Here is a 25,084-nt window from a genome sequence, read left to right on the forward strand (position 1 = left end):
TTCGCCAATGACCGATTGGCTGCTGTCGGTAGCCAGCAACACTGTGCGTGAACGGCTGCGGTCGTCTTGATCACCAGGTTGGCTCATGCCGGAGTCTCTACGTAAACGGGGCAGGCCTTCAGTTTTACTCGTATGAATCGGCTTTGAGAACTATCAGAACTGATAGTGGCGTGAGTCGTTTTTTTGGGCTTGCTTGTGTGTAGGTGGGTTAGTTCGGCCGCCATCGCGAGCAAGCTTTGCTCCTACAGGGAACGTCGTCGATCACAGATCTTGCAGTCACCCAAATCTCCTGTAGGAGCAAAGCTTGCTCGCGATGAGGCCGGGTCTGGCCTGCACCACATCCAGTGGTTGTTTGCTAGCATTGCGTCTGAATCAACCAAGACCAGAAACGAGTGCTCGCCATGCAACTGCCCGACATGAACCTTTTGGTCGCCCTCGACGCCTTGCTCGACGAGGGCAGTGTGGTCGGTGCTGCGCGGCGGATGAATCTGAGCCCGGCGGCGATGAGTCGAACATTGACGCGGGTTCGCGAGGCGATCGGTGATCCGATCCTGGTGCGCGCCGGGCGCGGTCTGGTGCCTACGCCCAAGGCGCTGGAGTTGCGCGAACAGGTGCGCGATGTGGTGGAGCAGGCCGCGCAGTTGTTTCACTCGGCTCGCGTGGTGGATCTGGGCAGTTTGCGGCGGCGCTTCAGCATACGGGCCAATGACTTTTTCATTGGCATCTACGGCGGCAAGTTGTTCGACACCATGGAGCGCCAGGCCCCGCATTGCGAATTGCGTTTCGCCCCGGAGGGCGACGGCGATGACGAAGCATTGCGCGAGGGCCGCATCGATCTGAGCGTCAGCAACAATCGGCCGCTGATGCCGGAAGTGAAAGTGCAGAATCTGTTTTCCACCCAGTTTGTCGGCCTGGTGCGCGAGGATCATCCCTTGCTCGATCAGGAAATCACCGCCGAACGTTTTGCCGGTTACTCGCATATCAGCATGTCCCGGCGCGGTATCGCCCGCGGGCCGATCGATGCGGCACTCAACGCCTTGGGGCTGGAGCGGCGGGTGGCGGTGATCGCGCCGAGTTTTCATGCGGCAATGTTCGCCTTGCCCGATTCCGACCTGATTCTGCCGGTGCCCCGGGAGACACTATTGAGCGTGCGGCGTTTGGGGCTGAAGTTGCGTTCGTTCACCCTGCCCATCCCGCTGCCCACCATCGTGCTCAGCCAGGCCTGGCATCCACGCTTCGACAACGATCCCGCCCATCGCTGGCTGCGAGAAACCCTGAAAGCCTGCTGCGACGAGACGTGGCTGGCCGCTCAGCCTTGATGGCCGCAAGGGCCATTAACACCTATGGATGGTGGTTGCGCTGACGCGGCGGTGTTAGTTTTTTCCGTCATTTTCCTGATGAGGCCGTGATCGCTATCGCTTGATTGACGTGGTTCAAATGCTGCGTCCGACGCACTTATAAATTGCCGATAAGTCAGTTTTCGTCAGCGATGAGCGTTCGTAGACTGCCACCTTCTTTTTTCGGAGTTGTACACCGATGACCTCCCTGACGGCCTCGGCGCCTTTGGCTGCGCCCATGACAGCGGCTGCGCCGATGGTGTTTGGCCCACGGCTTATCATTGGCCTGGTGGGCGTGTTGCTGGCTGTGTTGGTCTCCGGCCTGAACGAGATGGTGACCAAAGTCGCCCTGGCGGATATCCGGGGCGCCCTGGCCATCGGCTATGACGAGGGCACCTGGCTGGTCGCCAGTTACGCTGCGACTTCGGTGGCCGCGGCGGCGTTTGCCCCGTGGTGCTCGGTGACGTTTTCGTTGCGGCGCTTCACCCTGTACGCGATCAGTGCATTCACCCTGTTGGGGGTGCTGTGCCCGCTGGCGCCGAACTACGAAAGCCTGTTGGTACTGCGTACTTTGCAAGGCCTGGCCGGCGGAGCACTGCCGCCGATGCTGATGACCGTCGCCCTGCGATTTCTGCCGGCCAACGTCAAGCTCTACGGTTTGGCCGGTTACACCCTGACGGCCACCTTCGGCCCCGGACTGGGCACGCCGCTGGCCGGGCTCTGGACAGAATATGTCGGTTGGCAATGGACCTTCTGGCAAATCGTCGTGCCGTGCCTGATTGCCATGGTCGCGGTGGGCTATGGCATACCTCAGGATCCGCTGCGCCTGGAGCGCTTCAAGCAGTTCAACTGGCGCGGTCTGCTGCTGGGGTTCCCGGCGATTTGCATGCTGGTGATCGGCATTCTGCAGGGCAATCGGCTGGACTGGTTCGAGTCGAGTTTGATCTGCGGTTTGCTGGTGGGCGGGGTGCTGTTGCTGGTGCTGTTTCTGATCAACGAGTGGTCGCAGCCGATTCCGTTTTTCAAGATGCAGATGCTCGGCATCCGCAACCTGTCGTTTGCCCTGATCACCCTGGCCGGGGTGCTGGTGGTGTTGCTGGCGGTGGTGATTATTCCGTCGAGCTATCTGGCACAGGTTCAGGGATACCGCCCGGTGCAAACCGCACCGATCACGCTGATTGCAGCATTGCCCCAGTTGATCGCGCTGCCGTTGGTGGCGGCGCTGTGCAACTTGCGTTGGGTTGACTGCCGTTGGGTGCTGGGGATCGGCCTGGGCATGTTGACGCTGTCCTGCATGGGCGGTTCGCAGCTGACCTCGGCGTGGATTCGCGACGATTTCTATGTGCTGCAACTGCTGCAGATATTCGGCCAACCGATGGCGGTGTTGCCGCTGTTGATGCTCTCGACCGGCAGCATTCAACCCATGGACGGGCCGTTCGCGTCGGCCTGGTTCAACACCGTGAAAGGCCTGGCGGCAGTCATCGCCACCGGGGTGCTGGAAACCTTGACCACCCAGCGTCTGCACTTTCACTCGACGATGCTGGTGGACCGTCTCGGCAATTCGCCTCTGGTCGATAGCGACACTCCGGGCCTTGCCCGTCGCCTGCATGAGCAAGCCGTGGTGCTCGCCGCTTCGGATCTTTACCTGTGCATGGCCGGTGTCGCCGTAGCGCTGATCCTGCTGATTTTCTGGCTGCCGACGCGGATCTATCCGCCGCGCGCACCGACCTGAATGCTCCACTGAAACTGAAGGTTTTTATGACGACTCAATCAAAGCAAAAAGTGGCCGTGAGCGTTGCGGTCGTGATCACGCTGGGCGTTCTGGTTTATCTGCTTTCGCCCAACCTGTTCGGCCAGCGCACGCAGCAGAGCACCAATGACGCTTACGTCTCGGCGGACTACACGCTGGTGGTGCCGCGCGTTGCCGGTTTCATCAAGCAAGTGCTGGTGGAGGACAACCAGCAGGTCAAGGCCGGTCAGTTGCTGGCGCTGATCGATGACCGCGATCTGCGCGCCGCCGCTGAGGCCGCCGCAGCCGAATCGCTGGTGGCGCAGGCGCAACTGCAAAACGCCCGGGCGACTCTGGAGCGTCAAGCCTCGGTGATCGCCCAGGCGCAAGCAAAAGTGATTTCGGCCAAGGCGGAAATGGCGTTTGCCGAACACGAATTGAATCGCTACAACCACCTCGCCGGGGTCGGTGCGGGTACGGTGCAAAATGCACAGCAGGCCCGCACGCGCATCGATCAGGCCAGCGCGCAATTGACCAATGCCACGGCGGTGCTGGCGGCGGAGCGCAAGCAGGTCGACATTCTCGCGGCGCAACGTGACGGGGCTGAAGGTGGCTTGAAACGCGCGCAAGCGAAACTGGAAATCGCCAGTTATGAGCTGTCGTACACACGCATCGTCGCGCCGCAGGATGGCATGGTTGGCGAACGCGCCGTACGGGTCGGCGCCTATGTCACGCCCGGCAGCAAGTTGTTGGCGGTAGTGCCCTTGGCGCAGGCCTACGTGGTGGCCAACTTTCAGGAAACCCAATTGACGAATGTGCAACCGGGGCAAGCTGTGCAGGTGCGGGTCGATACCTTTGGCGGTGCGGCGCTGAACGGTCATGTCGAAAGTATCGCGCCGGCTACTGGCGTGACGTTCGCTTCGGTCAAACCGGACAACGCGACCGGGAACTTCACCAAGGTTGTGCAGCGGATTCCAGTGAAGATTGTGCTGGAACCGGGGCAGCCGATGGCTGAACGGTTGCGCGTGGGGATGTCGGTGGAGGCGCGGATTGATACGGCCAGTGGCAAGGTGAACGAGGTTGTTCAGCGATGAGTTTTTCAGACAAACATCGATCCCTGTGGCGAGGGAGCTTGCTCCCGCTTGAGTGCGCAGCGCTCACGGATTTTTCGGCCGCTTCGCCGCTCAGCGGGTGCAAGCGCCCTCGCCACAAGGCGCTAGCCCAGTCAGCAGTGTGGGTTTTTAGTTTGTTTGCGTTGGGCGCCTGCACCGTCGGCCCGGATTTCCATAAGCCCGAATCGCCTCAAGTGACCGAGTGGGCCAAGCCTGCAAAAGCCGCCGCCAGTCAGGTCGTCAACGAGACCCTGGGTGAGCGTTGGTGGGAAGTCTTCAATGACCCGAAACTCTCGGCCCTGAGCCAGCGCGCCCTCACCGACAACCTCGACCTGAAGCTCGCCAGCAGTCGCTTGCAACAGAGCCGCGCCGTGCGCCAGGTGGTGACGGCCGATCGCTATCCCACAACCGCCGTCGGCGGCGGTTACGCACGTAAACGCAACAGCGGCGAAGGCCTGATGGACCCGTCGGGGAACAACGGCAACGCCGCCTTCAATTTGTGGGACGGCGGTTTCTCCGCGTCCTGGGAACTGGATTTCTGGGGCCGGGTGCGCCGCGAAACCGAAGCCGCCGACGCCACTCTCGAGGTCGCCGAAAACGATCGTCGCGGCGTGTTGTTGTTGGTGCTCGCCGACACCGCACAAAACTATATTCAGTTGCGCGGTGTGCAAAATACCCGCGCCGTCACCGAGCAGAACCTCGATGTCGCTCGCCACAGCTTGAAGCTGTCGCAACTGCGTCTGGCGGACGGTGTCGCGACCGATCTGGATGTTGCCGAAGCCGCCGCGCAAGTCGCCGCTATCGAGTCGCGCCTGCCGGCGCTTGAGCAACGTCAGGCGCAATTGATCAACGCTTTGAGCCTGTTGATGGGCGAGCCGCCACAAGCGTTGGCTGCCGAGTTGTCCAGCGACGCGCCAGTGCCGCAGACGCCTCGTCAGGTCGCCATCGGGCTGCCATCGCAACTGGCCGAACGCCGTCCGGACATCCGCGAAGCCGAAGCCCGTTTGCATGCCGCGACTGCGAGCATCGGCGTGGCCAAGGGTGATTTTTATCCGCGCATCACGCTGTCGGGCAATGTCGGATCACAGGCCATGCAACTGAGCAATTTCGGCTCGTGGGGCTCACGGGCATTCGGCATCGGCCCGCAGTTCAGCTTGCCGTTGTTCGACGGCGGACGCTTGCGCGGCGTGCTGAACCTGCGTGAAGCCCAACAACAGGAAGCCGCCATTGCCTATCAGCAAACCGTACTGCGTGCCTGGCATGAAATCGACGATCAGTTGAGTGCCTATAACGCCAGTCAATTGCGCCGCGACAGCCTGGCCGAAGCGGTGCGGCAAAACCGGGTCGCCCTGCAGACCGCGCAACGGCAATACACCGAAGGAGTGGTGGATTTCGTCAACGTACTCACCGTTCAAAGCGCGTTGCTGGCGACCCAGGAGCAATGGGTCGAGAGTTCTGCTGGCGTGTCGCTGGCGGCGGTTGGCTTGTACAGGGCCTTGGGTGGTGGCTGGCAGTCGCTGTATCCGCTGGCGGCGCAACGCTGAGGACCGCTCAAGGCTTCGACGACAAATCCGCCATGCCCTTGAGCAACTCGATCGGCAACGGAAAGACGATGGTTGAACTCTTGTCGCCGGCAATCGAACTCAGTGTTTGCATATACCGCAGTTGCATCGCACCGGGTTGGCGGCCGAGCATTTCGGCCGCTTGCATGAGTTTTTCCGAGGCTTGCAGTTCGCCTTCGGCGTGAATCACTTTGGCCCGGCGTTCGCGCTCTGCTTCGGCCTGTTTGGCGATGGCGCGGACCATCGATTCATTGAGGTCGACATGCTTGATCTCGACGTTGGCGACCTTTATTCCCCAAGCGTCAGTCTGGGCGTCGAGCACTTGCTGGATGTCGGTGTTGAGCCGTTCGCGTTCGGCCAGCAATTCATCGAGCTCGTGTTTGCCGAGCACGGCGCGCAACGTGGTTTGCGCCAATTGGCTGGTGGCCATGAAAAAGTCCTCGACCTGGATGATCGCTTTTTGCGGATCGAGCACGCGGAAGTACAGCACCGCGTTGACCTTGACCGAAACGTTATCGCGGGTGATCACGTCTTGCGCCGGTACGTCGAGGACCACCGTGCGCAAGTCGACGCGGACCATTTGCTGGATAACCGGAATCAACAGGATCAGGCCGGGGCCTTTGACCTGCCAGAAGCGTCCGAGCTGGAATACGACACCGCGTTCGTATTCACGCAGGATGCGCAAAGTCGCCCCTGCCAATGCGATCAACAGCAGCAGTAGCGCGACAAAACCCAGTTGCAAACCCATGGCTATTCTCCAGCCGCCACCGCGTCAGTCGCGGCCACTTCCAGCGTTAATCCGTTGCGCCCCACCACGCGGACCCGCTGCCCGATGTGCAGCGGTTTGGTGCTCGACACTTGCCAGCGTTCACCCTGCAAATGCACCCAGCCGTGAAAAGCATCGCCAGCCTGCAATGACAACACTGGCGTCACGCTGCCCAGCAAGCCGGCGTCGCCGCTGACGTTTTGTCGTGGTCGGGTTTTAAGGGCACGGATCAGCAGGAATATAAGTAGCAATGCGCTGATCATTCCCAGGCCGATCATCAACGGCACGGGCATTTCGGCGTTGGTCAGGATTACCGCGCCGATCACGAACATCACAATCCCGCCCAGGCCGATCACGCCGTAATTGGGCAGGGCAGCCTCGGCAATCAGAAAGGCGATACCAAAGGTAATGAGCCAGATTCCGACGGGATTGGTTGCCGGCAGGCCGGCATCCGCGGCGAGCGCAGAGCCGCTTAATGCCAACAACAATGCAAAGGCACAACAACGCGTTTTCACGTGACCCTCCGGGAGAGTCGCCAGTGGTTCTGTATTCAGTCTAGTTGACCCGGCATCTGTATGATTTTTGCTCAGATGTCGACTTGTCCGATGGGCGGATTTCCCGTCGAACCGGCCCGGCGGGCCTAGACTTTTACTACGCAGAACAGCGTTAACCAGCGTCCGCCAGGCATTGTTGCGGACATCGAGGTGCATCATGCGTATGGCAAGAACCGTGCAGCGAAGCCTGGAGAAGGCTCAATGCGACTATGACATCGTCAGCCATCCCCACTCGGCCAGCAGCCTGGAAACGGCGCGAGTCGCCGGCATTCCTGCGGAGCGGGTGGCGAAGTCGGTGATCCTGGATGATCACCATGGGCATTATCTGATGGCCGTGCTGCCCGCCAGCCGTCATCTGGACCTGAGCAAGGTCCGCAGCAGTGGTGAGTGGCAGGTATCCCGGGAAAGCAATCTGCCGCATCTGTTCGAAGACTGCGAACGCGGTGCAGTGCCTGCCCTGGGTGAAGCCTATGGGTTGGACGTGGTCATCGATCCATTGCTGACCCGGCAAAAAGACATCTACCTGGAAGCCGGCAACCACACCAACCTGCTACACATGAACATGCCGGACTTCCTGAAAATGCTGCCGCATGCGGAGGTGCGGGAATTGAGCCACTGAATTTGAATTTTGCTGTGCTTGTGCTGCCGTCTTCGCGGGCAAGCCTCGCTCCTGCAAAGCGAGGCTTGCCCGCGAATGCTGCGAGTCACCTACGTCACCCAATGGAGTCAGACATGGAAAACCCAACCCACAGCCTCCCATCCCTGTTCAAGCAACTGGGCCTGGACGACGACGCTGAAAGCATCGACAAATTCATCGCCACCCATTCACCGCTCAAACCCGAACTGCATCTGGCGGACGCGTTTTTCTGGAGTCCGAGCCAGGCGGAGCTTTTGCGCAATGAAATTCTGGATGACGCCGATTGGGCCGAGGTGGTGGATCAGTTGGATGTGATGTTGAGGAAGGGGCGGGGACTGTAGGGGCTCAACTCTTCTCAGGCGGCCACTGTCGGGACGTGTGAACCACCGCGAGTATCCAGATGGAGTCCGCCCAAGACTCATAAACAATGCGGTAATTCTGGTGGGGGATCAGTTCGCGCGTGCCTGCAATGACTCCTGCAGGGCCACTTTCCGGGTAATGGGCAAGCCGGGCTATCGCATCACTGAAACGGGTATCCATTTCGCTGGCTACTTTTGGATTGATGGGATGCAAATAATCCCAAATGTCTGCACGGTCCTGTGCTGCTTGTTTCGTCCAGATTATTTTCATTCTTGCAGGGACACCTGCATGCGCCTGGCAGCGAACTCTGCTTCAACCTTATCGTTCGTCAGAACGTCGCCGTTGCGTATCGAAGCACGAGCGATGTCCACTTTGCGTTGCAAGAACGCATCGTACTCGCGCGACTCTCGTTGGGATTGAACAAACTGACGCATCAACTCCCTCACTATTTGCGAGGCTGGACGATGAGCAGCTTCCGCCTCGGCCATAAACTGTTCGCGCAATTCAGACTCAAGTTTCATTGTAAAAACCGCTTGCTTTGACATGGCTGGACTTCTCGGCATTTGTATTGAAAAAGTATATACGTTTTCAGTATCGCAGTTGGCACCAAGGGCGCACGCTCTCCGACTGGCGGGGAATTTGTTTCAAAACTTGACGAAAAATCCCCTCGAATGCGATATTGATAGTTAGCAAGCTAACAGTGTGTGTTTCCCCCCGTGCCAAATTCCCTCGACGCTCTCCAGATGAACATCAGCAGCTCCATGGTGGTGGCCGCCCGGCATTGGCGAAAGATCTGCCAGACCACGCTGGTCAACTATGGAATCTCCGAAGCCTGTGCCGTCCCCTTATTAATGATCGGGCGATTGGGCGAGGGTGTGCGGCAGGTGACGGTGGCTCAGGCGGCGGGGATGGAAAGTCCGTCCCTGGTGCGCTTGCTGGATCAGCTGTGCCATGCCGGTTACGTCTGTCGTACCGCCGATACCCAGGACCGGCGCGCAAATTGCCTGAGCCTCACCGAAACGGGGCGAACCCTGGTGCAAGCCGTCGAAGTCGAATTGGTGCGACTGCGTAACGAAGTGCTCGAGGGCATTGACCCGCGGGACCTTGAAGCCGCTCTGCGTGTATTGAAGGCCTTCGAGGCGGCCGGGCACCCTTCGGAAACGCACCCGTGAGCGGCTTTTTTGCAGGCATGCCTCCAGCGCGCGACTGGTTCTACGGCGTACGCACTTTCGCGGCTTCCATGATCGCGCTGTACATCGCGTTGCTCATGCAGATGCCGCGTCCTTATTGGGCGATGGCCACGGTGTATATCGTTTCCAGCCCGTTTGTCGGCCCTACCAGTTCCAAGGCGCTATACCGTGCAGTCGGCACCTTCCTGGGCGCCGCTGCTGCGGTTCTGTTCGTGCCGATGTTTGTCCAGAGTCCATACGTATTGGTGGTGGTCATCGCGCTATGGACCGGAATTCTGCTGTTCCTGTCCATGCATTTGCGCACCGCCAACAACTACGCCTTGATGCTGGCCGGCTACACCTTGCCGTTGATCGCGCTGCCGGTGGTGAACAATCCATTGGGTGTGTGGGACGTGGCCGAAGCGCGTACCGAAGAAATCTTCCTCGGCATCGCCGTCGCGGCGGTGGTGGGCGCCATGTTCTGGCCCCGGCGTTTGGCCCCGGTGTTCAATGACTCGGTGAGCAAGTGGTTCGCCGACGCTTCGACTTACAGCCTGCGTTTTCTTGGGCGCGATGTGCAGCCGGAGGAAGTCAGTGCATTACGCGCTTCGATGGTGACCACCTTCAACACCCTTGAGTTGATGATCGGCCAGTTGCCCCACGAAGGCGCGCGACCGCAAACCGTGCGCAACACCAAGGAACTGCGCGGGCGGATGATTCACCTGTTGCCGGTGATCGATGACCTCGACGATGCGCTCTACGCGCTGGAGCGGCGCACACCGGAGCTTGTGGAGAAGTTCACGCCGCTGCTGGTCGCCGCCACGCAATGGCTCGAGCACAAGGAGGCGGACCTCGACCGCTGGCAGGCGTTGAAAGACCAGCTCCAAGCCCTGCAACCCGACGCCGCCGCGCTGGAAGATCGCAAGCAACTGCTGTTCTCCAACGCCATCTATCGCCTCGGTGAATGGATCGACTTGTGGCAAGACTGCCGCAGCCTGCAACAGGCCATCCAATGCGAAAGCCAGGACAGCTGGCGTGCGGTCTATCGACACTGGCGCCTGGGACGTCTGACGGCCTTCCTGGATCGGGGGCTGATGCTCTATTCCGCCGCGTCCACTGTGATGGCGATCATTGTCGCTTCGGTGCTGTGGATTCTGCTTGGCTGGACCGATGGCGGCGCGGCGGTGATTCTGGCGGCAGTGGCGTGCAGCTTCTTTGCTTCGATGGACGACCCGGCGCCGCAGATTTACCGGTTTTTCTTCTGGACGGCGATGTCGGTGTTGTTCGCCAGCCTCTATCTGTTTCTGGTACTGCCCAACCTGCATGATTTTCCAATGCTGGTGCTGGCGTTTGCCGTGCCGTTCATCGTCATTGGCACCCTGACAGTCAAGCCGCAGTTCTACCTCGGCATGCTGTTGACGCTGGTCAACACGTCGTCGTTCATCAGCATTCAAGGCGCCTACGACGCGGACTTCCTCAGCTTCGTCAATTCCAACCTCGCCGGGCCTGTGGGGTTGCTGTTCGCGTTCGTCTGGACCCTGATCGCCCGCCCATTCGGTGCAGAACTGGCGGCCAAGCGCCTGACCCGTTTTGCCTGGCACGACATTGTCAGCCTCAGCGAACCGGCCACTTTGGCCGATCACCGCAAACTGGGTGTGCAGGTCCTGGATCGGCTGATGCAGCATTTGCCGCGTCTGGCCATGACCGGTCAGGACACCGGCATCGCGCTGCGGGAGGTCCGTGTGGCGTTGAATATGCTCGACCTGCTCGCTTACACGCCACGGGTTCACGGCGTGCCGCAGGCGTTGTTGCATCAAGTGGTGGCCGAAGTCGGCGAGTATTTCAAGGTTTGCCTCAAGGCCGGTGAACGCCTGCCGGCACCGAGTCCGTTGCTGATGACCCTCGACCGTACCCGACGCGCCCTTGCCGGCGCGGGTGACGATGAAACCCGTCGGCATCTGCTGCACGCCTTGAGTGGCTTGCGCCTGGCGTTGTTGCCCGGTGTCGAATTCGTGGGTTCTGCCGAGCCTGAAGAACCGCTTCCCCATGGCATCGATGGAGCGCCTTTATGATCGGTGATCTGGATATCAGCGGGGTGTTCCTGCCCACGCTGCTGGTGTTGATGGGTATTACATATCTGCTCTACCTGTTGGTGCACGGGGTGCTGACGCGCCTGCACTTTTACCGTCTGGTCTGGCACCGGGCATTGTTCAACGTGGCCCTCTACGCCTTGTTGCTTGGCGCCGTGGATTCACTCAGTCGATACCTGATGACATGAAAAAACCGTTTCTAACCCTTGGTCGCGTGGTGCTGACCCTGTTGATCGTGAGCTTCGCCGTGGTCGTGGTCTGGCGCATGGTGATGTATTACATGTTCGCGCCCTGGACCCGGGACGGGCACATCCGTGCCGACATCGTGCAGATCGCGCCGGACGTTTCCGGGCTGATCCAGCAAGTGGAAGTGCGCGACAACCAGTTGGTCAAGCGTGGCCAGGTGTTGTTCAGCATTGACCAGGACCGCTTCAAACTGGCCCTGCGCCAGGCGAAAGCGGCGGTCGCCGACCGCCAGGAGACCTTGGCCCAGGCCCAGCGCGAGGCCAAACGTAACAAGGGCTTGGGCAATCTGGTGCCGGGCGAGCAACTGGAAGAAAGCCAGTCGCGGGTGGCCCGCGCCCAGGTCGCGTTGATGGAAGCGCAGGTGGCGGTCGACAGTGCGCAGCTCAACCTCGACCGCTCGGTGATCCGCAGTCCTGTCGATGGCTACGTCAACGACCGCGCGCCGCGCACCCAGGAGTTCGTCAGCGCCGGGCGCCCGGTGTTGTCGGTGGTCGACAGTAACTCCTTCCACATCGACGGCTATTTCGAAGAAACCAAGCTCAACGGTATCCACATCGGCCAAAGCGTCGATATCCGTGTGATCGGCGACAATGCGCGCTTGCGCGGACACGTGGAAAGTATCGTCGCCGGCATCGAAGACCGCGACCGCACCAGCGGTAATAACCTGTTGCCCAACGTCAACCCGGCGTTCAGCTGGGTGCGGCTGGCCCAGCGTATTCCGGTGCGGATTGCTTTTGATGACGTGCCGGCGGATTTCCGCATGATCGCCGGACGCACGGCGACGGTATCGATCATCGACGATCACAACCGGGGGCCCGCGCAATGAGCAAGGCTTCGGGTTTGGCGGTTGCCGGATTAGGCCTGTTGCTGTCGGCATGTCAGGTGGTCGGCCCGGATTATAAAGTGCCGGACGCAGCCGCCATCCAGCGCAAGGACTTGCAGGGTGAACTGGCGGTGGAGGGCAAGCCGGTGGTTTCGCAGCCGGTGCCGGCCGATTGGTGGCGTCTGTATCAAGACCCGCGACTCGACCAATTGGTCCAGCAAGCCATGGCCTCCAACAGCGATTTGCGCGTGGCCGCAGCCAACCTGTCCAGGGCGCGGGCTCAGGTCGATGAGGCTGAGGCCGCGGGCGGGTGGAGTGGCGGGGTGAAAATGGGCGCCCAGCGCTTGCAGGAATCCGGGGAAGCGTTCCTGTTGCCGGAAAAAGTGCCGGTGGCCAACATCGGCGATATCGGCATCAGCGCCTCGTACCAGTTTGACCTGTTCGGCACATTGCAACGCGGCATCGAAGCGGCCAAGGCCAATGCCGATGCGACCCAGGCTGCCGCGGATACCGCACGCATTACCTTGGTGGCCGATGTGGTCCGCGCCTACACCCAGGTGTGCGCGGCCAACGAAGAGCGGGAAATTGCCCAGCACTCCCTTGATCTGCAAGCCCAGAGCACCTCGCTGATCCAGCGCTTGCGCGACGCCGGGCGTGGCGACGAAACCCAGGTCACGCGCTCGCAAACCCAATTCAAATCCTTGCGCGCCGATATGCCACGTTATGAGGCGGCGCGTCAGGCAGGGCTGTTCCAGTTGTCGATGCTGTTGGCCAAACCGGTGGACCAACTGCCGTCGGGCACGGCGACCTGTGCAGAATTGCCGAAAATCGCCCAACTGATGCCGGTGGGCGATGGCGCATCGTTGCTCAAGCGGCGTCCCGACATACGGCAGGCCGAGCGTCGACTGGCGGCAGCGACCGCCACCATTGGCGTCGCCACGGGGCAGTTGTACCCGGACATCAGCATTGGCGCGACCATCGGCACCGTGGGTATTCTCGACAACCTCGGCGAGCCGTCGACCAATCGCTGGGGCTTCGGGCCGTCGTTATCCTGGACGGTGCCGACCAACGGCGCCCGAGCGCGCATTCACGAAGCCGAGGCGGCCACCCAGGGCGCGCTCGCGCATTTCGACGGTGTCGTGCTCAACGCGATCCGCGAAGCCCAGACCGGCCTGGCCCAGTATTCGGCATTGCTGCAACGCCGTGATGCCCTGGCGGACGCCGAGCAATCGGCGAAACTGGCGGCCGACCAGACTCACCGGTTCTTCCAGGCCGGCCGCGCCTCCTTTCTGGCCGACTTGCAGGCGACGCGCACCTACATCGACGTCACCGCGCAACTGGCGGCGGCGAATACCCAGGTTGCCGCCAGCCAGATCAATTTGTTCCTGGCGTTGGGCGGTGGCTGGGAAAGCGGACGAACGCAAGCGTCGAACTCCGGCAAACCCTGAGGCCGTTGCTATGCTTTGAAGTGTTGGAAGGGCGCCCCGTGCAAAGCGCCCTTGCCGCATACAAGGCTCGCGCAGGTCATGGGGAAACCAATAATGAAAAACCCTTATGCTCTCGGCTTTTGGTGCGCCGTCGTGGCGTTATTGCTGCTTTCGGCCACCTATTTCTACGGCATCATGCTGGCGCATCAGATCGACAAGGCGCTGGTGTTCCTCGACAGCGCAGTGGCGCTGATCGCCGTGATGTCCGTTGCGGTGGCGGCCTGGGCGTGCGTCCAGACTCAACGGATCAAAAAAAGACAACTCCAGCAAGGCAAGACGTTGCTGCTGATCTGGGACACCAAGGTCGCGTTGCGTCGGGTCGAAACGGTGTTCGATCGTTATTTCTGGGGCAGTTACTGGCAGCCGGGACGTACCTTCCAGGAAGTCATGGGTGAACTGACCGGCACGCCGCTGGAAAAAAGCCTGGAAACCCTGAAGAAGCAATGCCTGGAACTGGACAAACAAGTCGAGGACGACGGCCGGCACTGGCTGAACAACGCCCGGGAACTGGCCGATGTCGCCACCGCCATGGCCCGTGAACGCTATCAGCTGGATTTCTGCGACCCGCGTGCAGAAGTGACGGGCGGGGCGGTGATCAACCGGGATTTTGAAGTGCTGGTGTACACCTGGACCGCGCGACTGAAAACCTTTGATCATCAGCTCGATGAGATTGAAGTGCAGTATTCCTGACTCCGCGTTGGCCGAACCTACGCCATCGCGGGCAAGCCTCGCGCCTACAGGGTTACGCCAAACCTGCAGGAGCGAGGCTTGCCCGCGAAAGCGATCTCATCAACACTAAAACATTCCTGCCTTACAAAAGCGCCCGGACACTCTTTCACCTTTAATCATTGGGCCGCTGCGCATGCCTGATGCTAATCTGCACCTCACTTTCAGCGCAGTCGTGACCGTAACCCGTCATGGGTTCAGGGAAGACGACCACACCTTCAACAACGGACATTGAACGGGTCATACATGAATAAATCAGCAGGCGTGCTTCTGGGAATTGTTGTCGCCATTGGTGCGATCAGCGCTGGCGGTGCCTGGTTTACCGGCACCAAAATCGAAGGGGTGTTGAACACTTCCCTGGCGGATGCCAACAAGCAACTGCAGGCCGCGCTGGTCGGTTACAAGGGCACCGCATCGCTGGAGCTGGTCTCGCTGGAGCGTCATGTATTCAGCAGCACCGCGCACTATCGCCTCAAGGGCGAGGGTGAAATGTTCGGTGAGGCTCCGGTGGAATTGCTGTTTGTCGATCACATCGAACACGGCCCGTTGCCATTTTCGCGCCTGATGTCGCTGAAGTGGCTGCCCGTCATGGCCACCAGTCATTACGAACTGGAAAAGACGCCACTCACCGAAAAATGGTTCGTCGCCGCCAAGGACGCCTCTCCGCTCAAGGGTGTAGTCAACATCGGCTACGACAACTCCACCAACGGCACGCTGGAACTGCTGCCACTGGAAACGGCGCTGGATGACAAGTCCAGCCTGAAGTTTTCCGGCCTGAAGGTGGACGTCGCGGCCAGCGCCCAGGCGCAGAAGGTCAAGGCCGATGGCTACATGGACAGCCTGAAGCTGACCACCGTCTCCGAGGATCAAGCGCCGGTTCAGGTCGAATTGAACGGTCTGACCCTGGCCAGCAACCTGAGCAAAAGCACCTATGGCTACTACACCGGCGACAACACCGTCGAGCTGAGCAACAGCAAAACCACCTATGGCGCCAAGCAATCGGTGCTCGGGTTGAAGAATTTCGAAATGAAGAACCACACCGAGGAGTCTGGCACCAGCGCTTCCGGGCGGGCCGATTACAAGATCGGTGAAGTGTCGCTGAACGGTAAGGCCGTGGGTTCTGCGCACATGGCCTTGAGTCTGAAGAATCTCGACATCCCGTCCACCATGGCATTGATGCAGATTTATCAGACCAAGTTGCAACCCTACGAGCAGGCCGCTGCCGAGGCCGCCGAAGCCGGGCAACCGGTTCCGGAATTGAATCTGACGGAAGCCGAAGAAGCGCAGCTCAAGACCAATCTGGAGCAATTGCTCGCCGCCGGACCGCAAGTGGCCCTGGAGAACCTCTCGTTCAATACCAGTAACGGCCAGAGTAAAGCCAACCTGGTGCTGGACCTGACCAAGCCGCAATCGATCGATCTACCGGCCGATCAGTTGGTCAGACAGCTGATTGCATTGCTGGACTTCAATCTGCAAGTGTCCAAGCCAATGCTCGTTGACGTACTTACCGTACAGTCGCAGATCGACGGCCAGACCGACGCCAAGCTGATCGCCGATCAGGCCACGGCTACCGCCGACATGTTCAGCAGCATGGCCGTGGGCTCGCAGTTGGCGAAACTGGACGGCAACAACATCGTCACTAAATTGCATTACGCCAACAATCAGGTGGACTTCAACGGCCAGAAAATGACCCTGGAAGAGTTCGTCGGGTTCGTGATGAGCAAGTTCGGTGGGGTTGGCGAAGTCCAGTAAAAACCTTTAGTTACACCGCAACGCCCGGCCTCTGCACACAGCAGGCGCCGGGCGTTTTGCTGTCTGGTGATAGTACGGCTGAGCGCGCCCGTCGATCATCGGCTGGCGCGAGCATCCGACCGAATTCAAGGTGCATCACGGATAAGTCGCCATGCGTTATCCACCGGCAGCGGCTGTTTCATCCGTTCGGCGAGCATTGCCATGTTTCGCTCCTCATCGCAGGCAACGGCGGCGATCACCAGGCCGTTTTTGCCGAACAGCCCGATAAAGGGCGGCTTGAACGGATCACCTTTGAACTCGACTTCATCCCAGCTTTGCGCATGGCCAAGGTAGTCGTAGTTCTTGCCGAAGTGCCACGTCCAGAAATACGGCACATCGAGGTAATGCTCATCGCCGCCGAGCATGTTGGCCGCTGCAATCCGTGCCTGCTGCTGGGCCAGGCGCCAGTGTTCGATGCGGCAGGGCTGGCCGTTGAGCGGGAAGGTGGCGATGTCACCGGCGGCCCAGAGCCCGTCGGTCACGCGCATGCCGCCATCGACGCGCAGCGAATGATCCTTTTCCTGGGGCAGGTCGGCAAACGGTGCCGTGGCTGGGCTGACGCCGATCCCCACCAGCACCAGGTCCGCTGGCAGTCGCTGGCCATTGTCCAGGCGTACGGCTTCGACTTTATGTGTTCCTTCTATCTGCGTCGCTTCGCCCTCGGCTCGGTACACCACGCCATTGGCCTGGTGCAGGGCAAGAATCGCTTTGCCGACGGTCTCGCCGAACTGTTTTGCGAATGGCACCGGTTGACGCGCAAGGACGGTAACCTCGAGCCCGAACTGGCGCAGGGCCGAAGCGGACTCCATGGCGATAAAACTGTCGCCGATGATCACTGCATGCTGACCGGGTCTGGCACTTTCCAGAATCTGTTGTGCATGGGCTCTTGAGCGCAAAACGAATACTTGTGGCAGGTCGGCGCCGGGTAGCTCCAATTGTTTCGGTGCGCCGCCGGTTGCCAGCAGGGCGGCGTCATACTGCAGCGACTGGCCGTCGCTCAGTTGCAACGTGTGGTTGGCGCAATCGAGGCTCGTTACTTCGGCATTGATGCGCTCGATGCGTTGCTCGCGGTAGAAGTCGTCATCACGCAACGCAGGGATTTCTTCCGGAGGCGTTTCGCCGGCAATCACGAATTTGCTCAGCACCGTACGGTCGTATCCGGCGCCGGCTTCGCGGTCGATCAACAGCACTCGGCCGCCGAAACCCAATTCCCTCAAGGCCGATGCCGCCGCGGTACCTGCGGCGCCGGCACCGACAATCACGAAAGTACGCGCGTCATCGGCGGGCGGGGTATGCGCATCCTGTAGCGGTTGATCGTCTACCCAGACCTCACCATCACGCACTTCGAGCGGATAACGCTTGAGGCTGTCCAGTGCGGGTGGCTCACACAACCCGCCATCTTCGATGCGAAACTGTGCCTTGTGCCAAGGGCAAGTCAGGCGCCCATTGCACAGTGCACCCTCGGCGAGTGGCGCTCCGGCGTGGGGGCACTCACCCTGATAGGCACGCAATTGATCGCCCACCTTCAGCAACAGGATCTTGCGCTGCTCGATCTGCACTTCCAGACCTTGGTTTTCAGGGACGTCGGTAAAACGGGCAACGCGATGCAGGGTCATGATCGCTCTCCAGACAGGCGTTTCTCTAAAGAGTCTGGTGCCTGTTGCGAGGTTCATCCAATTGGCACTGCCACCGCGTGAACGGTCCGGCTATAGTTTGCACGCCGACGACGGCCCAACACGCACAAGGTGCTCCGGAATGCCCCGATTGACCTCTCTGAAACCTTGGCTCGCGGCCGTAGCCGTGGTTTTTTGCGTGCAACTTCCGGCACACGCCGCCCAGGAGCGTTTCACCCTGAACATCCCGGGTGTATCGGACGACCGCTTGTTCACATCGGCCGCCGCCAGCGATGCGCCGGGCTGTGGCGGGCATAACGTTTCACCGGCATTGGCCTGGAACGCCGGCCCGGCCGGCACCCTCAGCTACGCCATTGTCATGCACGATCCGGATGGCCAAAAAGGGCAGGGCGTCGATCACTGGCTGCATTACGGCATCAAGGCCAGCACGCATCAGATTGCGTCCGGCGTCGGCGCCAAATCCGCGCTTGAAGGCGTGGGCGGCACCAACAGCAAAGGCACCACCGGTTACATCGGCCCATGCCCGCCGGTGGGCGACAGCGCGCACCATTACATCATCCAGCTCTACGCCCTGGACCTGGCCCCGGATGCACTGCCCGCCGGCCTGACCCGCACGCAGTTCCTGGAAAAAATCAAAGGCCATGTGCTGAAAAACAGCAGCGTGGTGCGGCGTTACCATCGCTGAAGATTTTTGCGCCCCGACTCAGGAATTGCAGGAAAACCGATCGGTTAACACGCTCGACAATTTGGCATAAAGGCCCGAAAGCGCGCACTATCGAGCCATAGTCGATGCGTTGGAGGATGCCGTGACAAAAAAAATCGACCGCATCGCCCAAATGCTCAACTGCCCGGAAAAGGGCGAGGAACTGCGGCGAGCAGTGACCGAAAGTCGTAAGGATTTTCTGCTCAATCAGCCGGAAGAAGCCGTTGCTGAAGAAGACGATCTCGAAGAGGAATTCTTTGAGGACGACGAAGATGATGAGTACGACGAGTTTGACTGGACGACAGAGTGAGAAAAAACCGCTTCGGCGGTTTTTTTGTGGCAACAAAAAAGCCCCAGTCCCAAAGGGCCTGAGGCTTTCTGTTTACAGCGTATGGTGCACCAGGCGGGATTCGAACCCACGACCCCTGCCTTCGGAGGGCAGTACTCTATCCAGCTGAGCTACTGGTGCGATGCGGGCGCCATGATACTCATATGCACTGCGGGCGTCCATGCTGCTGAATCGCCTGCGTTTTTCCAAAGCGTAAGCTGCGTTTGCTACGTTGATCAGAAAAATTGAGTAAAAAAGACCTTTTCGTTCTTTTTTTCGAACGCCCTATTGTCCTTTACCCCCTTTGATCCTAGGATTCGTTTGAGATTTCAAACGCTCTTGTCTGGGTGCTGAACCGCACGCGTTCATTCCGTGCGCTATTTTGTGCTTCAGCCCGGTGAATGATTTCCCTGACGGCAGCCTACCGAGGCGCCTTTCTACAATCATAATTTGCTCCGCATACATTGCGGTGCTGTTAAGGAAAGCCGACATGCAGCTTAAAGACACCCAGTTGTTCCGCCAACAAGCCTTCATCGATGGCGCTTGGGTTGATGCGGACAATGGTCAGACGATCAAGGTCAACAACCCGGCAACGGGCGAAATTCTGGGCACCGTGCCGAAGATGGGCGCTGCCGAAACCCGCCGTGCCATCGAAGCTGCTGACAAAGCGCTGCCGGCCTGGCGTGCACTGACTGCCAAAGAACGTGCGAACAAGCTGCGTCGCTGGTTCGAGCTGATCATCGAGAACCAGAATGACCTGGCTCGCCTGATGACCCTGGAACAAGGCAAGCCATTGGCCGAAGCCAAGGGCGAAATCGTTTACGCCGCGTCCTTCATCGAGTGGTTCGCCGAAGAAGCCAAGCGCATCTACGGTGACGTGATTCCGGGCCACCAGCCTGACAAGCGCCTGATCGTGATCAAGCAGCCAATCGGCGTGACCGCTGCCATCACACCGTGGAACTTCCCGGCCGCGATGATCACCCGTAAAGCCGGCCCGGCCCTGGCCGCCGGTTGCACCATGGTGCTCAAGCCTGCCTCGCAAACGCCTTTCTCGGCTTTCGCCCTGGCTGAACTGGCCCAGCGTGCTGGCATTCCAGCTGGCGTGTTCAGCGTGGTGTCCGGCAGCGCTGGCGACATCGGCAGCGAGCTGACCAGCAACCCGATCGTGCGCAAGCTGTCCTTCACCGGTTCGACCGAAATCGGCCGTCAACTGATGTCGGAATGCGCCAAGGACATCAAGAAAGTGTCCCTGGAACTGGGCGGCAACGCGCCGTTCATCGTGTTCGACGACGCGGACCTGGATAAGGCCGTCGAAGGCGCGATCATTTCCAAATACCGCAACAACGGCCAGACCTGCGTTTGCGCCAACCGCCTGTACATCCAGGATTCGGTCTACGATGCGTTCGCCGAGAAGCTGAAAGTGGCAGTCGCCAAGCTGAAGATCGGTAACGGTCTGGAAGACGGCACCACCACCGGTCCGCTGATCGACGAAAAAGCCGTGGCCAAGGTGCAAGAGCACATTGCTGACGCCGTTGCCAAAGGCGCTACTGTGCTGTCCGGTGGCAAGTCGATGGAAGGTAACTTCTTCGAGCCGACTATTCTGACCAACGTGCCGAACAACGCGGCCGTGGCCAAGGAAGAAACCTTCGGCCCACTGGCGCCGCTGTTCCGCTTCAAAGATGAAGCCGATGTGATCGCGATGTCGAACGACACCGAATTCGGCCTGGCCTCGTACTTCTATGCTCGCGACCTGGGTCGTGTGTTCCGTGTGGCAGAAGCTCTGGAATACGGTATGGTCGGCGTCAACACCGGCTTGATCTCCAACGAAGTCGCGCCGTTCGGCGGCATCAAGGCCTCGGGCCTGGGCCGTGAAGGCTCCAAGTACGGCATCGAAGATTACCTGGAAATCAAATACCTCTGCCTGGGCATCTAAGCCCGGTAAAGGATCGCTTCAAGCGCAAAGGGCACGAGAGCGCTGTCCCTTTGCGCCGCTTCAAACCGGAATTTTCTCGGCGACCGGGAACGCTGTGGCAGTCGATCATCGCATGCTGCCGCCGCTGTTCCCCGTCGCTTTATCCTTGAACCACACCGCCCGATGAGCGGTGAATGAGGAATGTATGAGCAAGACTAACGCTTCTTTGATGGCCCGCCGCACTGCTGCTGTTCCACGTGGTGTTGGCCAGATCCACCCGATCTTCGCCGACTCCGCGAAGAACGCGACCGTAACCGACGTTGAAGGTCGTGAGTTCATCGACTTTGCCGGCGGCATCGCTGTGCTGAACACCGGCCACGTGCACCCGAAAGTCATTGCCGCGGTGACCGAGCAGCTGAACAAGCTGACCCACACTTGCTTCCAGGTTCTGGCTTATGAGCCGTACGTAGAAGTGTGCGAAAAAATCAACGCCAAGGTGCCAGGTGATTTCGACAAGAAAACCCTGCTGGTCACCACCGGTTCCGAAGCCGTGGAAAACTCCATCAAGATCGCCCGTGCCGCCACTGGCCGTGCCGGCGTGATCGCGTTCACCGGCGCTTACCACGGTCGTACCATGATGACCCTGGGCCTGACCGGTAAAGTCGTGCCTTACTCGGCCGGCATGGGCCTGATGCCAGGCGGCATCTTCCGCGCGCTGTACCCGAACGAACTGCACGGTGTGAGCATCGACGACTCGATCGCTTCCATCGAACGCATCTTCAAGAACGACGCCGAGCCGAAAGACATCGCCGCGATCATCATCGAGCCGGTTCAGGGCGAAGGTGGTTTCTACGTTGCGCCTAAAGAATTCATGAAGCGTCTGCGTGCCCTGTGCGACCAGCACGGCATCCTGCTGATCGCTGACGAAGTGCAGACGGGCGCTGGCCGTACCGGTACTTTCTTCGCCATGGAACAGATGGGCGTTGCCGCCGACCTGACCACTTTCGCCAAATCCATCGCTGGCGGCTTCCCGCTGGCCGGTGTCTGCGGCAAGGCCGAATACATGGACGCCATCGCACCTGGCGGCCTGGGCGGCACCTACGCCGGTAGCCCGATCGCTTGCGCCGCGGCCCTGGCCGTGATGGAAGTCTTCGAAGAAGAGCACCTGCTGGATCGTTGCAAAGCGGTCGGTGAGCGTCTGGTGACTGGCCTGAAAGCTATCCAGGCCAAGTACCCGGTGATCGGCGAAGTCCGTGCCCTGGGCGCGATGATCGCGGTCGAGCTGTTCGAAAACGGCGACAGCCACAAGCCGAACGCTGCAGCTGTAGCGTCCGTCGTGGCCAAGGCGCGCGACAAGGGTCTGATCCTGCTGTCCTGCGGCACCTACGGCAACGTTCTGCGCGTTCTGGTACCGCTGACTTCGCCGGACGAGCAACTGGACAAAGGTCTGGCGATCATCGAAGAGTGCTTCTCCGAGCTGTGATCTCCTAGTGTGACCTGATCGACAAAAAACCCGCTTCGGCGGGTTTTTTTATGCCAACCGAAATGTAACCCGCGCATTAGCGCTGTATCGAAAGGCCAGCATTCGCTAAGGTTCAGTCATTGCCAGGGAGAGCTGTATGACCGTCGTCAATTTACCCGCCGTTCCGAGAGTACTGATTGCCGAAGCCGACCCTTGGTCCCGGGATCTGCTCAAGGAAGTGTTGTTGAACGTTCGCTGCGACGCGCGACTGGATCTGTGCGCCGATGGCCATCGGGCGTTGGAGCTGTTGGCGCAAAACCCGTATGACCTGGTGATCGTCGACTGGGAATTGCCGGGCGTCGATGGCCTGAATGTGTTGCGCAATGTCCGTCAACGCAAACGCAATCCTCCGTTGCCCTTCATCCTGATGAGCAGCCGCAACGACAGTGCGAGTGTGCGCGAGGCGTTGCCCTTGGCGCCTACCGCGTACCTGACCAAGCCGCTGAACATGGAAAGCCTGACCCAACGGCTGCAGGATCTGCTGCTCAGCGCCGGCCAGGAGGTGTCGTGCGAAATCCCGGCATTGGCGCCAGGCATGACATTGTCAGTGTTCCTGGAGCGTCGTCGTGAACTGGCCGAAGGCGCGCCGTTGATGACCGATGTGCAGTTGGCGGTCAAACGCAGCCTCAACCCCAATGGTCTCGACCTGACGGTGCTGGAAAGTGAAATTCGCACCGATCCCCAGATTACTGCCGTGCTGATCGCTGCCGCCAACAGTGCGGCCCAGCACCATGGTGCCGCCGTACAAACCTTGTCTCAGGCGCTGCATCGACTGGGTACCGGACAAAGCATGAACCTGATTCTGGGGCTGGCGCTCAAACGCAGTGCCCGGCTCAGCGACCCGTATCTGGCGGACTACGCCGAGCGCTATTGGGACCTGTCGCTGCACACGGCGGAATACGCGCGAACCCTGGCGCGCCTGCTCGACCTGGATCAGGCACGTTGTTATTGCGCGGGCATGCTGCATCGCTTGGGTGATTTGGCGTTGCTGCGTTGCTTGCAGGAATGGAAGCAGGCCGGTGGCGAGTTGGACGAGCAAGAGGAGGTCGGAGAAGCGCTGGCCGAATTCGGCGCCGCCTATGGTTCGGCATTACGTACGCGCTGGCGGCTGCCTTTGGAGCTGCGAGAGCTGATTGCCGCGGTCTACCAGCTCGGTGGCGGGGTTTATTCGCGCGAAGCCCTGGTGATGAACATGGCGGCGCAACTGGCGCGGTTGACTGAGCATGAAGGCATCGAAGAGCTGGCCAGGAGCCGAACGGCGAGGTTACTCAAGATCGGGTTGCCGGAGTTGATGCGGATGCGCAAAAAATAGACTCACCCCTAAACACTGTGGGAGCGAGCCTACAGGGGGCTGTGCTGAGCCGGTCAGGCGGTGACGATCCGGTTCTTGCCTTCGCGCTTGGCCTGATACATCGCGGCATCTGCGCGAGCAAACAGGCTGTCGATGTTTTCGTCTTCAGCTGTGAGGCTGGTCAGGCCCTGGCTGACGGTGATGCCAAATGTCTGGCCGTCATGGTTAAAGCTCAAGCGCTGGATCTCCCGTTGCAGACGCTCGGCCACCTGCAGAGCCATCTCCGGTGTGCAGCCGGGGAAAATCGCTGCGAACTCTTCACCACCAATTCGCCCGAACAGATCGCCGCGACGTAGCGCTGCGCGGCCGCTGTCAGCAATCCGTTGCAGCACGTTGTCGCCTTCCTGGTGACCGTAAGTGTCGTTGATCACTTTGAAATCATCGATGTCCAGCATCAGGAACGACAGCGGCATGCCTTGCTGCCTTGCCAGTTCGAATTCCTGATGCGCACCGTCGAAGAAATGTCGGCGATTGCTGCTCTGGGTCAGGGCGTCGGTAGTGGCCAGGCGTTGCAATTCGGTTTCCATCTGCTTTTTTTCGGTGATGTCTTCCGCGATACCCACAATGATCAGCGGCAGGCCGGGGTCCGTCTGACGGTTGATAAAACATTTGTCGCTGAGCCAGCGCACCTTTCCGTCCCCATCGATGATCCGGTATTCGCGGTCTTCGACAGCACCTTTTTCCAGCACCTGTGCCAGGCTGCTCTCGGCGTATTCCAGGTCGTCGGGATAGATGCTGTCGCGCCACTGATTGAAGTCGGACAGCAAAAGGTCGGCGGAGCGGCCGAAAATCCGTTCATAAGCGGGGCTGACATACAGCACCTGGCGGGTTTCCCAGTTGAATGCCCAAAGTACGGCGTTGACGCTGACCAGCAGGGTGCTGAACAGCTGTTCGCGCTCACTCAGGCGCGCCACTTCGCCTTGAGCGTGCATCAGCGCCAACAGGGTTTGTGCGGCTTCTGGCCACTGCGCAGGGGATGAGTCTTGTTGGTTTCTATTGACCATTGGCACAAATCTCAAAGGACGTGCGCCGCTTGAGGTTCGAAAGCGGCCATAACGAAGCCCGCCGGGGCGGCGAAGTGTCTTTGAGATGGGGGATTTGCAGCGAAGTTCCCGCTTTTTTTGGCGAGGGAGCTTGCTCCCGCTGGGCGGTCCTGACAACGCGTTTTATTTGTCAGGTTGGCGGCCGCTTCGCAGCCGAGCGGGAGCAAGCTCCCTCGCCACAGTCAGGAAATAGGGCGCAGGG

At 60.1% G+C, this 25,084-nt stretch carries 24 protein-coding genes and 1 tRNA gene; 18 read left to right on the plus strand and 7 right to left on the minus strand.

Going from position 1 to position 25,084, the window contains the following annotated elements; translation table 11 throughout:
• Positions 1-401: 401 nt before the first annotated feature.
• From ASD60_RS00080 to ASD60_RS00095, 4 genes are all read left to right on the plus strand, one after another.
• A complete protein-coding gene (locus ASD60_RS00080; protein WP_056852040.1) occupies positions 402-1,319 on the plus strand; it encodes a LysR family transcriptional regulator in 918 nt (305 codons plus the stop codon).
• 217 nt (positions 1,320-1,536) lie between these two features.
• Positions 1,537-3,069, plus strand: a complete 1,533-nt coding sequence (locus tag ASD60_RS00085; protein ID WP_056852041.1) for an MFS transporter — start codon at positions 1,537-1,539, stop codon at positions 3,067-3,069.
• Positions 3,070-3,095: 26 nt separating this feature from the next.
• Complete coding sequence (locus ASD60_RS00090) at positions 3,096-4,160, plus strand: HlyD family secretion protein (RefSeq protein ID WP_056852042.1); 1,065 nt, start codon at positions 3,096-3,098, stop codon at positions 4,158-4,160.
• A complete protein-coding gene (locus tag ASD60_RS00095; RefSeq protein ID WP_056852043.1) occupies positions 4,157-5,722 on the plus strand; it encodes an efflux transporter outer membrane subunit in 1,566 nt (521 codons plus the stop codon). Before ASD60_RS00090 ends, ASD60_RS00095 begins: the two co-directional genes overlap by 4 nt.
• A 7-nt stretch (positions 5,723-5,729) precedes the next feature.
• On the opposite strand, the gene ASD60_RS00100 is transcribed toward ASD60_RS00095, so the two are convergent.
• Positions 5,730-6,488 (minus strand): slipin family protein, encoded by a 759-nt coding sequence (locus ASD60_RS00100; RefSeq protein ID WP_056852044.1) that lies wholly within the window; start codon positions 6,486-6,488, stop codon positions 5,730-5,732.
• Positions 6,489-6,490: 2 nt separating this feature from the next.
• A complete protein-coding gene (locus ASD60_RS00105) occupies positions 6,491-7,021 on the minus strand; it encodes an NfeD family protein (protein WP_056852045.1) in 531 nt (176 codons plus the stop codon).
• Between the two features lie 196 nt (positions 7,022-7,217).
• On the opposite strand from ASD60_RS00105, the gene ASD60_RS00110 reads away from it, so the two are divergent.
• Entirely contained in the window at positions 7,218-7,679 is a 462-nt protein-coding gene (locus ASD60_RS00110) for an aminoacyl-tRNA deacylase (protein WP_056852046.1), read from the plus strand.
• Positions 7,680-7,792: 113 nt separating this feature from the next.
• Entirely contained in the window at positions 7,793-8,038 is a 246-nt protein-coding gene (locus ASD60_RS00115; protein ID WP_056852047.1) for a DUF2789 domain-containing protein, read from the plus strand.
• A 4-nt stretch (positions 8,039-8,042) separates the two neighbouring features.
• Here ASD60_RS00115 and ASD60_RS00120 read toward each other — a convergent pair whose 3' ends face one another.
• The gene (locus ASD60_RS00120) at positions 8,043-8,327 is read right to left on the minus strand and encodes a type II toxin-antitoxin system RelE/ParE family toxin (RefSeq protein ID WP_056852048.1); all 285 of its coding nucleotides are present in this window, start codon (positions 8,325-8,327) and stop codon (positions 8,043-8,045) included.
• Complete coding sequence (locus ASD60_RS00125) at positions 8,324-8,602, minus strand: hypothetical protein (protein ID WP_056852049.1); 279 nt, start codon at positions 8,600-8,602, stop codon at positions 8,324-8,326. Before ASD60_RS00125 ends, ASD60_RS00120 begins: the two co-directional genes overlap by 4 nt.
• A gap of 198 nt (positions 8,603-8,800) precedes the next feature.
• Here ASD60_RS00125 and ASD60_RS00130 point away from each other — a divergent pair, with 198 nt between their 5' ends.
• The 7 genes from ASD60_RS00130 to ASD60_RS00160 all read left to right on the plus strand — a co-directional run bounded on the left by ASD60_RS00130 (position 8,801) and on the right by ASD60_RS00160 (position 16,350).
• Positions 8,801-9,229 (plus strand): MarR family winged helix-turn-helix transcriptional regulator, encoded by a 429-nt coding sequence (locus ASD60_RS00130; RefSeq protein WP_056852050.1) that lies wholly within the window; start codon positions 8,801-8,803, stop codon positions 9,227-9,229.
• Positions 9,226-11,298, plus strand: coding sequence for an FUSC family protein (locus ASD60_RS00135; RefSeq protein ID WP_056852051.1), 2,073 nt, complete (start codon positions 9,226-9,228; stop codon positions 11,296-11,298). Before ASD60_RS00130 ends, ASD60_RS00135 begins: the two co-directional genes overlap by 4 nt.
• Positions 11,295-11,504, plus strand: coding sequence for a DUF1656 domain-containing protein (locus tag ASD60_RS00140; RefSeq protein WP_056852052.1), 210 nt, complete (start codon positions 11,295-11,297; stop codon positions 11,502-11,504). The genes ASD60_RS00135 and ASD60_RS00140 overlap by 4 nt, the downstream gene beginning before the upstream one ends.
• Positions 11,501-12,388: an efflux RND transporter periplasmic adaptor subunit gene (locus ASD60_RS00145; RefSeq protein ID WP_056852053.1), complete on the plus strand. Its 888-nt coding sequence runs from the start codon at positions 11,501-11,503 to the stop codon at positions 12,386-12,388. The genes ASD60_RS00140 and ASD60_RS00145 overlap by 4 nt, the downstream gene beginning before the upstream one ends.
• Positions 12,385-13,833 (plus strand): efflux transporter outer membrane subunit, encoded by a 1,449-nt coding sequence (locus ASD60_RS00150; protein ID WP_056852054.1) that lies wholly within the window; start codon positions 12,385-12,387, stop codon positions 13,831-13,833. The genes ASD60_RS00145 and ASD60_RS00150 overlap by 4 nt, the downstream gene beginning before the upstream one ends.
• Before the next feature lie 93 nt (positions 13,834-13,926).
• Positions 13,927-14,562 (plus strand): hypothetical protein, encoded by a 636-nt coding sequence (locus tag ASD60_RS00155; RefSeq protein ID WP_056852055.1) that lies wholly within the window; start codon positions 13,927-13,929, stop codon positions 14,560-14,562.
• Positions 14,563-14,844: 282 nt separating this feature from the next.
• Positions 14,845-16,350: a YdgA family protein gene (locus ASD60_RS00160; RefSeq protein WP_056852056.1), complete on the plus strand. Its 1,506-nt coding sequence runs from the start codon at positions 14,845-14,847 to the stop codon at positions 16,348-16,350.
• A 125-nt stretch (positions 16,351-16,475) separates the two neighbouring features.
• Here the strand turns inward: ASD60_RS00160 and ASD60_RS00165 are convergent, their stop codons facing one another.
• Positions 16,476-18,005: an apoptosis inducing factor family protein gene (locus tag ASD60_RS00165; RefSeq protein ID WP_056852057.1), complete on the minus strand. Its 1,530-nt coding sequence runs from the start codon at positions 18,003-18,005 to the stop codon at positions 16,476-16,478.
• 139 nt (positions 18,006-18,144) lie between these two features.
• On the opposite strand from ASD60_RS00165, the gene ASD60_RS00170 reads away from it, so the two are divergent.
• Positions 18,145-18,708, plus strand: a complete 564-nt coding sequence (locus ASD60_RS00170; protein ID WP_056852058.1) for a YbhB/YbcL family Raf kinase inhibitor-like protein — start codon at positions 18,145-18,147, stop codon at positions 18,706-18,708.
• 97 nt (positions 18,709-18,805) lie between these two features.
• Positions 18,806-19,036, plus strand: coding sequence for a hypothetical protein (locus tag ASD60_RS00175; protein ID WP_236708393.1), 231 nt, complete (start codon positions 18,806-18,808; stop codon positions 19,034-19,036).
• An 82-nt stretch (positions 19,037-19,118) separates the two neighbouring features.
• Here ASD60_RS00175 and ASD60_RS00180 read toward each other — a convergent pair.
• Positions 19,119-19,195, minus strand: a tRNA-Arg gene (locus ASD60_RS00180).
• Between the two features lie 349 nt (positions 19,196-19,544).
• Between ASD60_RS00180 and gabD the strand changes: the two genes are divergently transcribed.
• From gabD to ASD60_RS00195, 3 genes are all read left to right on the plus strand, one after another.
• On the plus strand, positions 19,545-20,987 hold the full coding sequence (gene gabD / locus ASD60_RS00185; protein ID WP_056852060.1) for an NADP-dependent succinate-semialdehyde dehydrogenase: 1,443 nt from the start codon (positions 19,545-19,547) through the stop codon (positions 20,985-20,987).
• A 184-nt stretch (positions 20,988-21,171) separates the two neighbouring features.
• On the plus strand, positions 21,172-22,449 hold the full coding sequence (gene gabT / locus ASD60_RS00190) for a 4-aminobutyrate--2-oxoglutarate transaminase (protein WP_007994487.1): 1,278 nt from the start codon (positions 21,172-21,174) through the stop codon (positions 22,447-22,449).
• A 136-nt stretch (positions 22,450-22,585) separates the two neighbouring features.
• Complete coding sequence (locus ASD60_RS00195) at positions 22,586-23,800, plus strand: response regulator (protein WP_056852061.1); 1,215 nt, start codon at positions 22,586-22,588, stop codon at positions 23,798-23,800.
• 53 nt (positions 23,801-23,853) lie between these two features.
• On the opposite strand, the gene ASD60_RS00200 is transcribed toward ASD60_RS00195, so the two are convergent.
• Positions 23,854-24,843, minus strand: a complete 990-nt coding sequence (locus ASD60_RS00200) for a GGDEF domain-containing protein (protein ID WP_056852062.1) — start codon at positions 24,841-24,843, stop codon at positions 23,854-23,856.
• Between the last annotated feature and the right edge of the window lie 241 nt (positions 24,844-25,084).

It is taken from the genome of Pseudomonas sp. Root562 (assembly GCF_001427125.1).
Classification (GTDB): domain Bacteria; phylum Pseudomonadota; class Gammaproteobacteria; order Pseudomonadales; family Pseudomonadaceae; genus Aquipseudomonas.

Coding starts and splice junctions, on each gene's coding strand:
- ASD60_RS00085 (WP_056852041.1), top strand. CDS start 1,537: ATGACCTCCCTGACGGCCTCGGCGCCTTTGGCTGCGCCCATGACAGCG.
- ASD60_RS00120 (WP_056852048.1), bottom strand. CDS start 8,327: ATGAAAATAATCTGGACGAAACAAGCAGCACAGGACCGTGCAGACATT.
- ASD60_RS00160 (WP_056852056.1), top strand. CDS start 14,845: ATGAATAAATCAGCAGGCGTGCTTCTGGGAATTGTTGTCGCCATTGGT.
- ASD60_RS00080 (WP_056852040.1), top strand. CDS start 402: ATGCAACTGCCCGACATGAACCTTTTGGTCGCCCTCGACGCCTTGCTC.
- ASD60_RS00130 (WP_056852050.1), top strand. CDS start 8,801: ATGAACATCAGCAGCTCCATGGTGGTGGCCGCCCGGCATTGGCGAAAG.
- gabT (WP_007994487.1), top strand. CDS start 21,172: ATGAGCAAGACTAACGCTTCTTTGATGGCCCGCCGCACTGCTGCTGTT.
- ASD60_RS00165 (WP_056852057.1), bottom strand. CDS start 18,005: ATGACCCTGCATCGCGTTGCCCGTTTTACCGACGTCCCTGAAAACCAA.
- ASD60_RS00125 (WP_056852049.1), bottom strand. CDS start 8,602: ATGTCAAAGCAAGCGGTTTTTACAATGAAACTTGAGTCTGAATTGCGC.
- ASD60_RS00095 (WP_056852043.1), top strand. CDS start 4,157: ATGAGTTTTTCAGACAAACATCGATCCCTGTGGCGAGGGAGCTTGCTC.
- ASD60_RS00090 (WP_056852042.1), top strand. CDS start 3,096: ATGACGACTCAATCAAAGCAAAAAGTGGCCGTGAGCGTTGCGGTCGTG.
- ASD60_RS00155 (WP_056852055.1), top strand. CDS start 13,927: ATGAAAAACCCTTATGCTCTCGGCTTTTGGTGCGCCGTCGTGGCGTTA.
- ASD60_RS00110 (WP_056852046.1), top strand. CDS start 7,218: ATGCGTATGGCAAGAACCGTGCAGCGAAGCCTGGAGAAGGCTCAATGC.
- ASD60_RS00100 (WP_056852044.1), bottom strand. CDS start 6,488: ATGGGTTTGCAACTGGGTTTTGTCGCGCTACTGCTGCTGTTGATCGCA.
- ASD60_RS00140 (WP_056852052.1), top strand. CDS start 11,295: ATGATCGGTGATCTGGATATCAGCGGGGTGTTCCTGCCCACGCTGCTG.
- ASD60_RS00115 (WP_056852047.1), top strand. CDS start 7,793: ATGGAAAACCCAACCCACAGCCTCCCATCCCTGTTCAAGCAACTGGGC.
- ASD60_RS00150 (WP_056852054.1), top strand. CDS start 12,385: ATGAGCAAGGCTTCGGGTTTGGCGGTTGCCGGATTAGGCCTGTTGCTG.
- ASD60_RS00170 (WP_056852058.1), top strand. CDS start 18,145: ATGCCCCGATTGACCTCTCTGAAACCTTGGCTCGCGGCCGTAGCCGTG.
- gabD (WP_056852060.1), top strand. CDS start 19,545: ATGCAGCTTAAAGACACCCAGTTGTTCCGCCAACAAGCCTTCATCGAT.
- ASD60_RS00200 (WP_056852062.1), bottom strand. CDS start 24,843: ATGGTCAATAGAAACCAACAAGACTCATCCCCTGCGCAGTGGCCAGAA.
- ASD60_RS00145 (WP_056852053.1), top strand. CDS start 11,501: ATGAAAAAACCGTTTCTAACCCTTGGTCGCGTGGTGCTGACCCTGTTG.
- ASD60_RS00195 (WP_056852061.1), top strand. CDS start 22,586: ATGACCGTCGTCAATTTACCCGCCGTTCCGAGAGTACTGATTGCCGAA.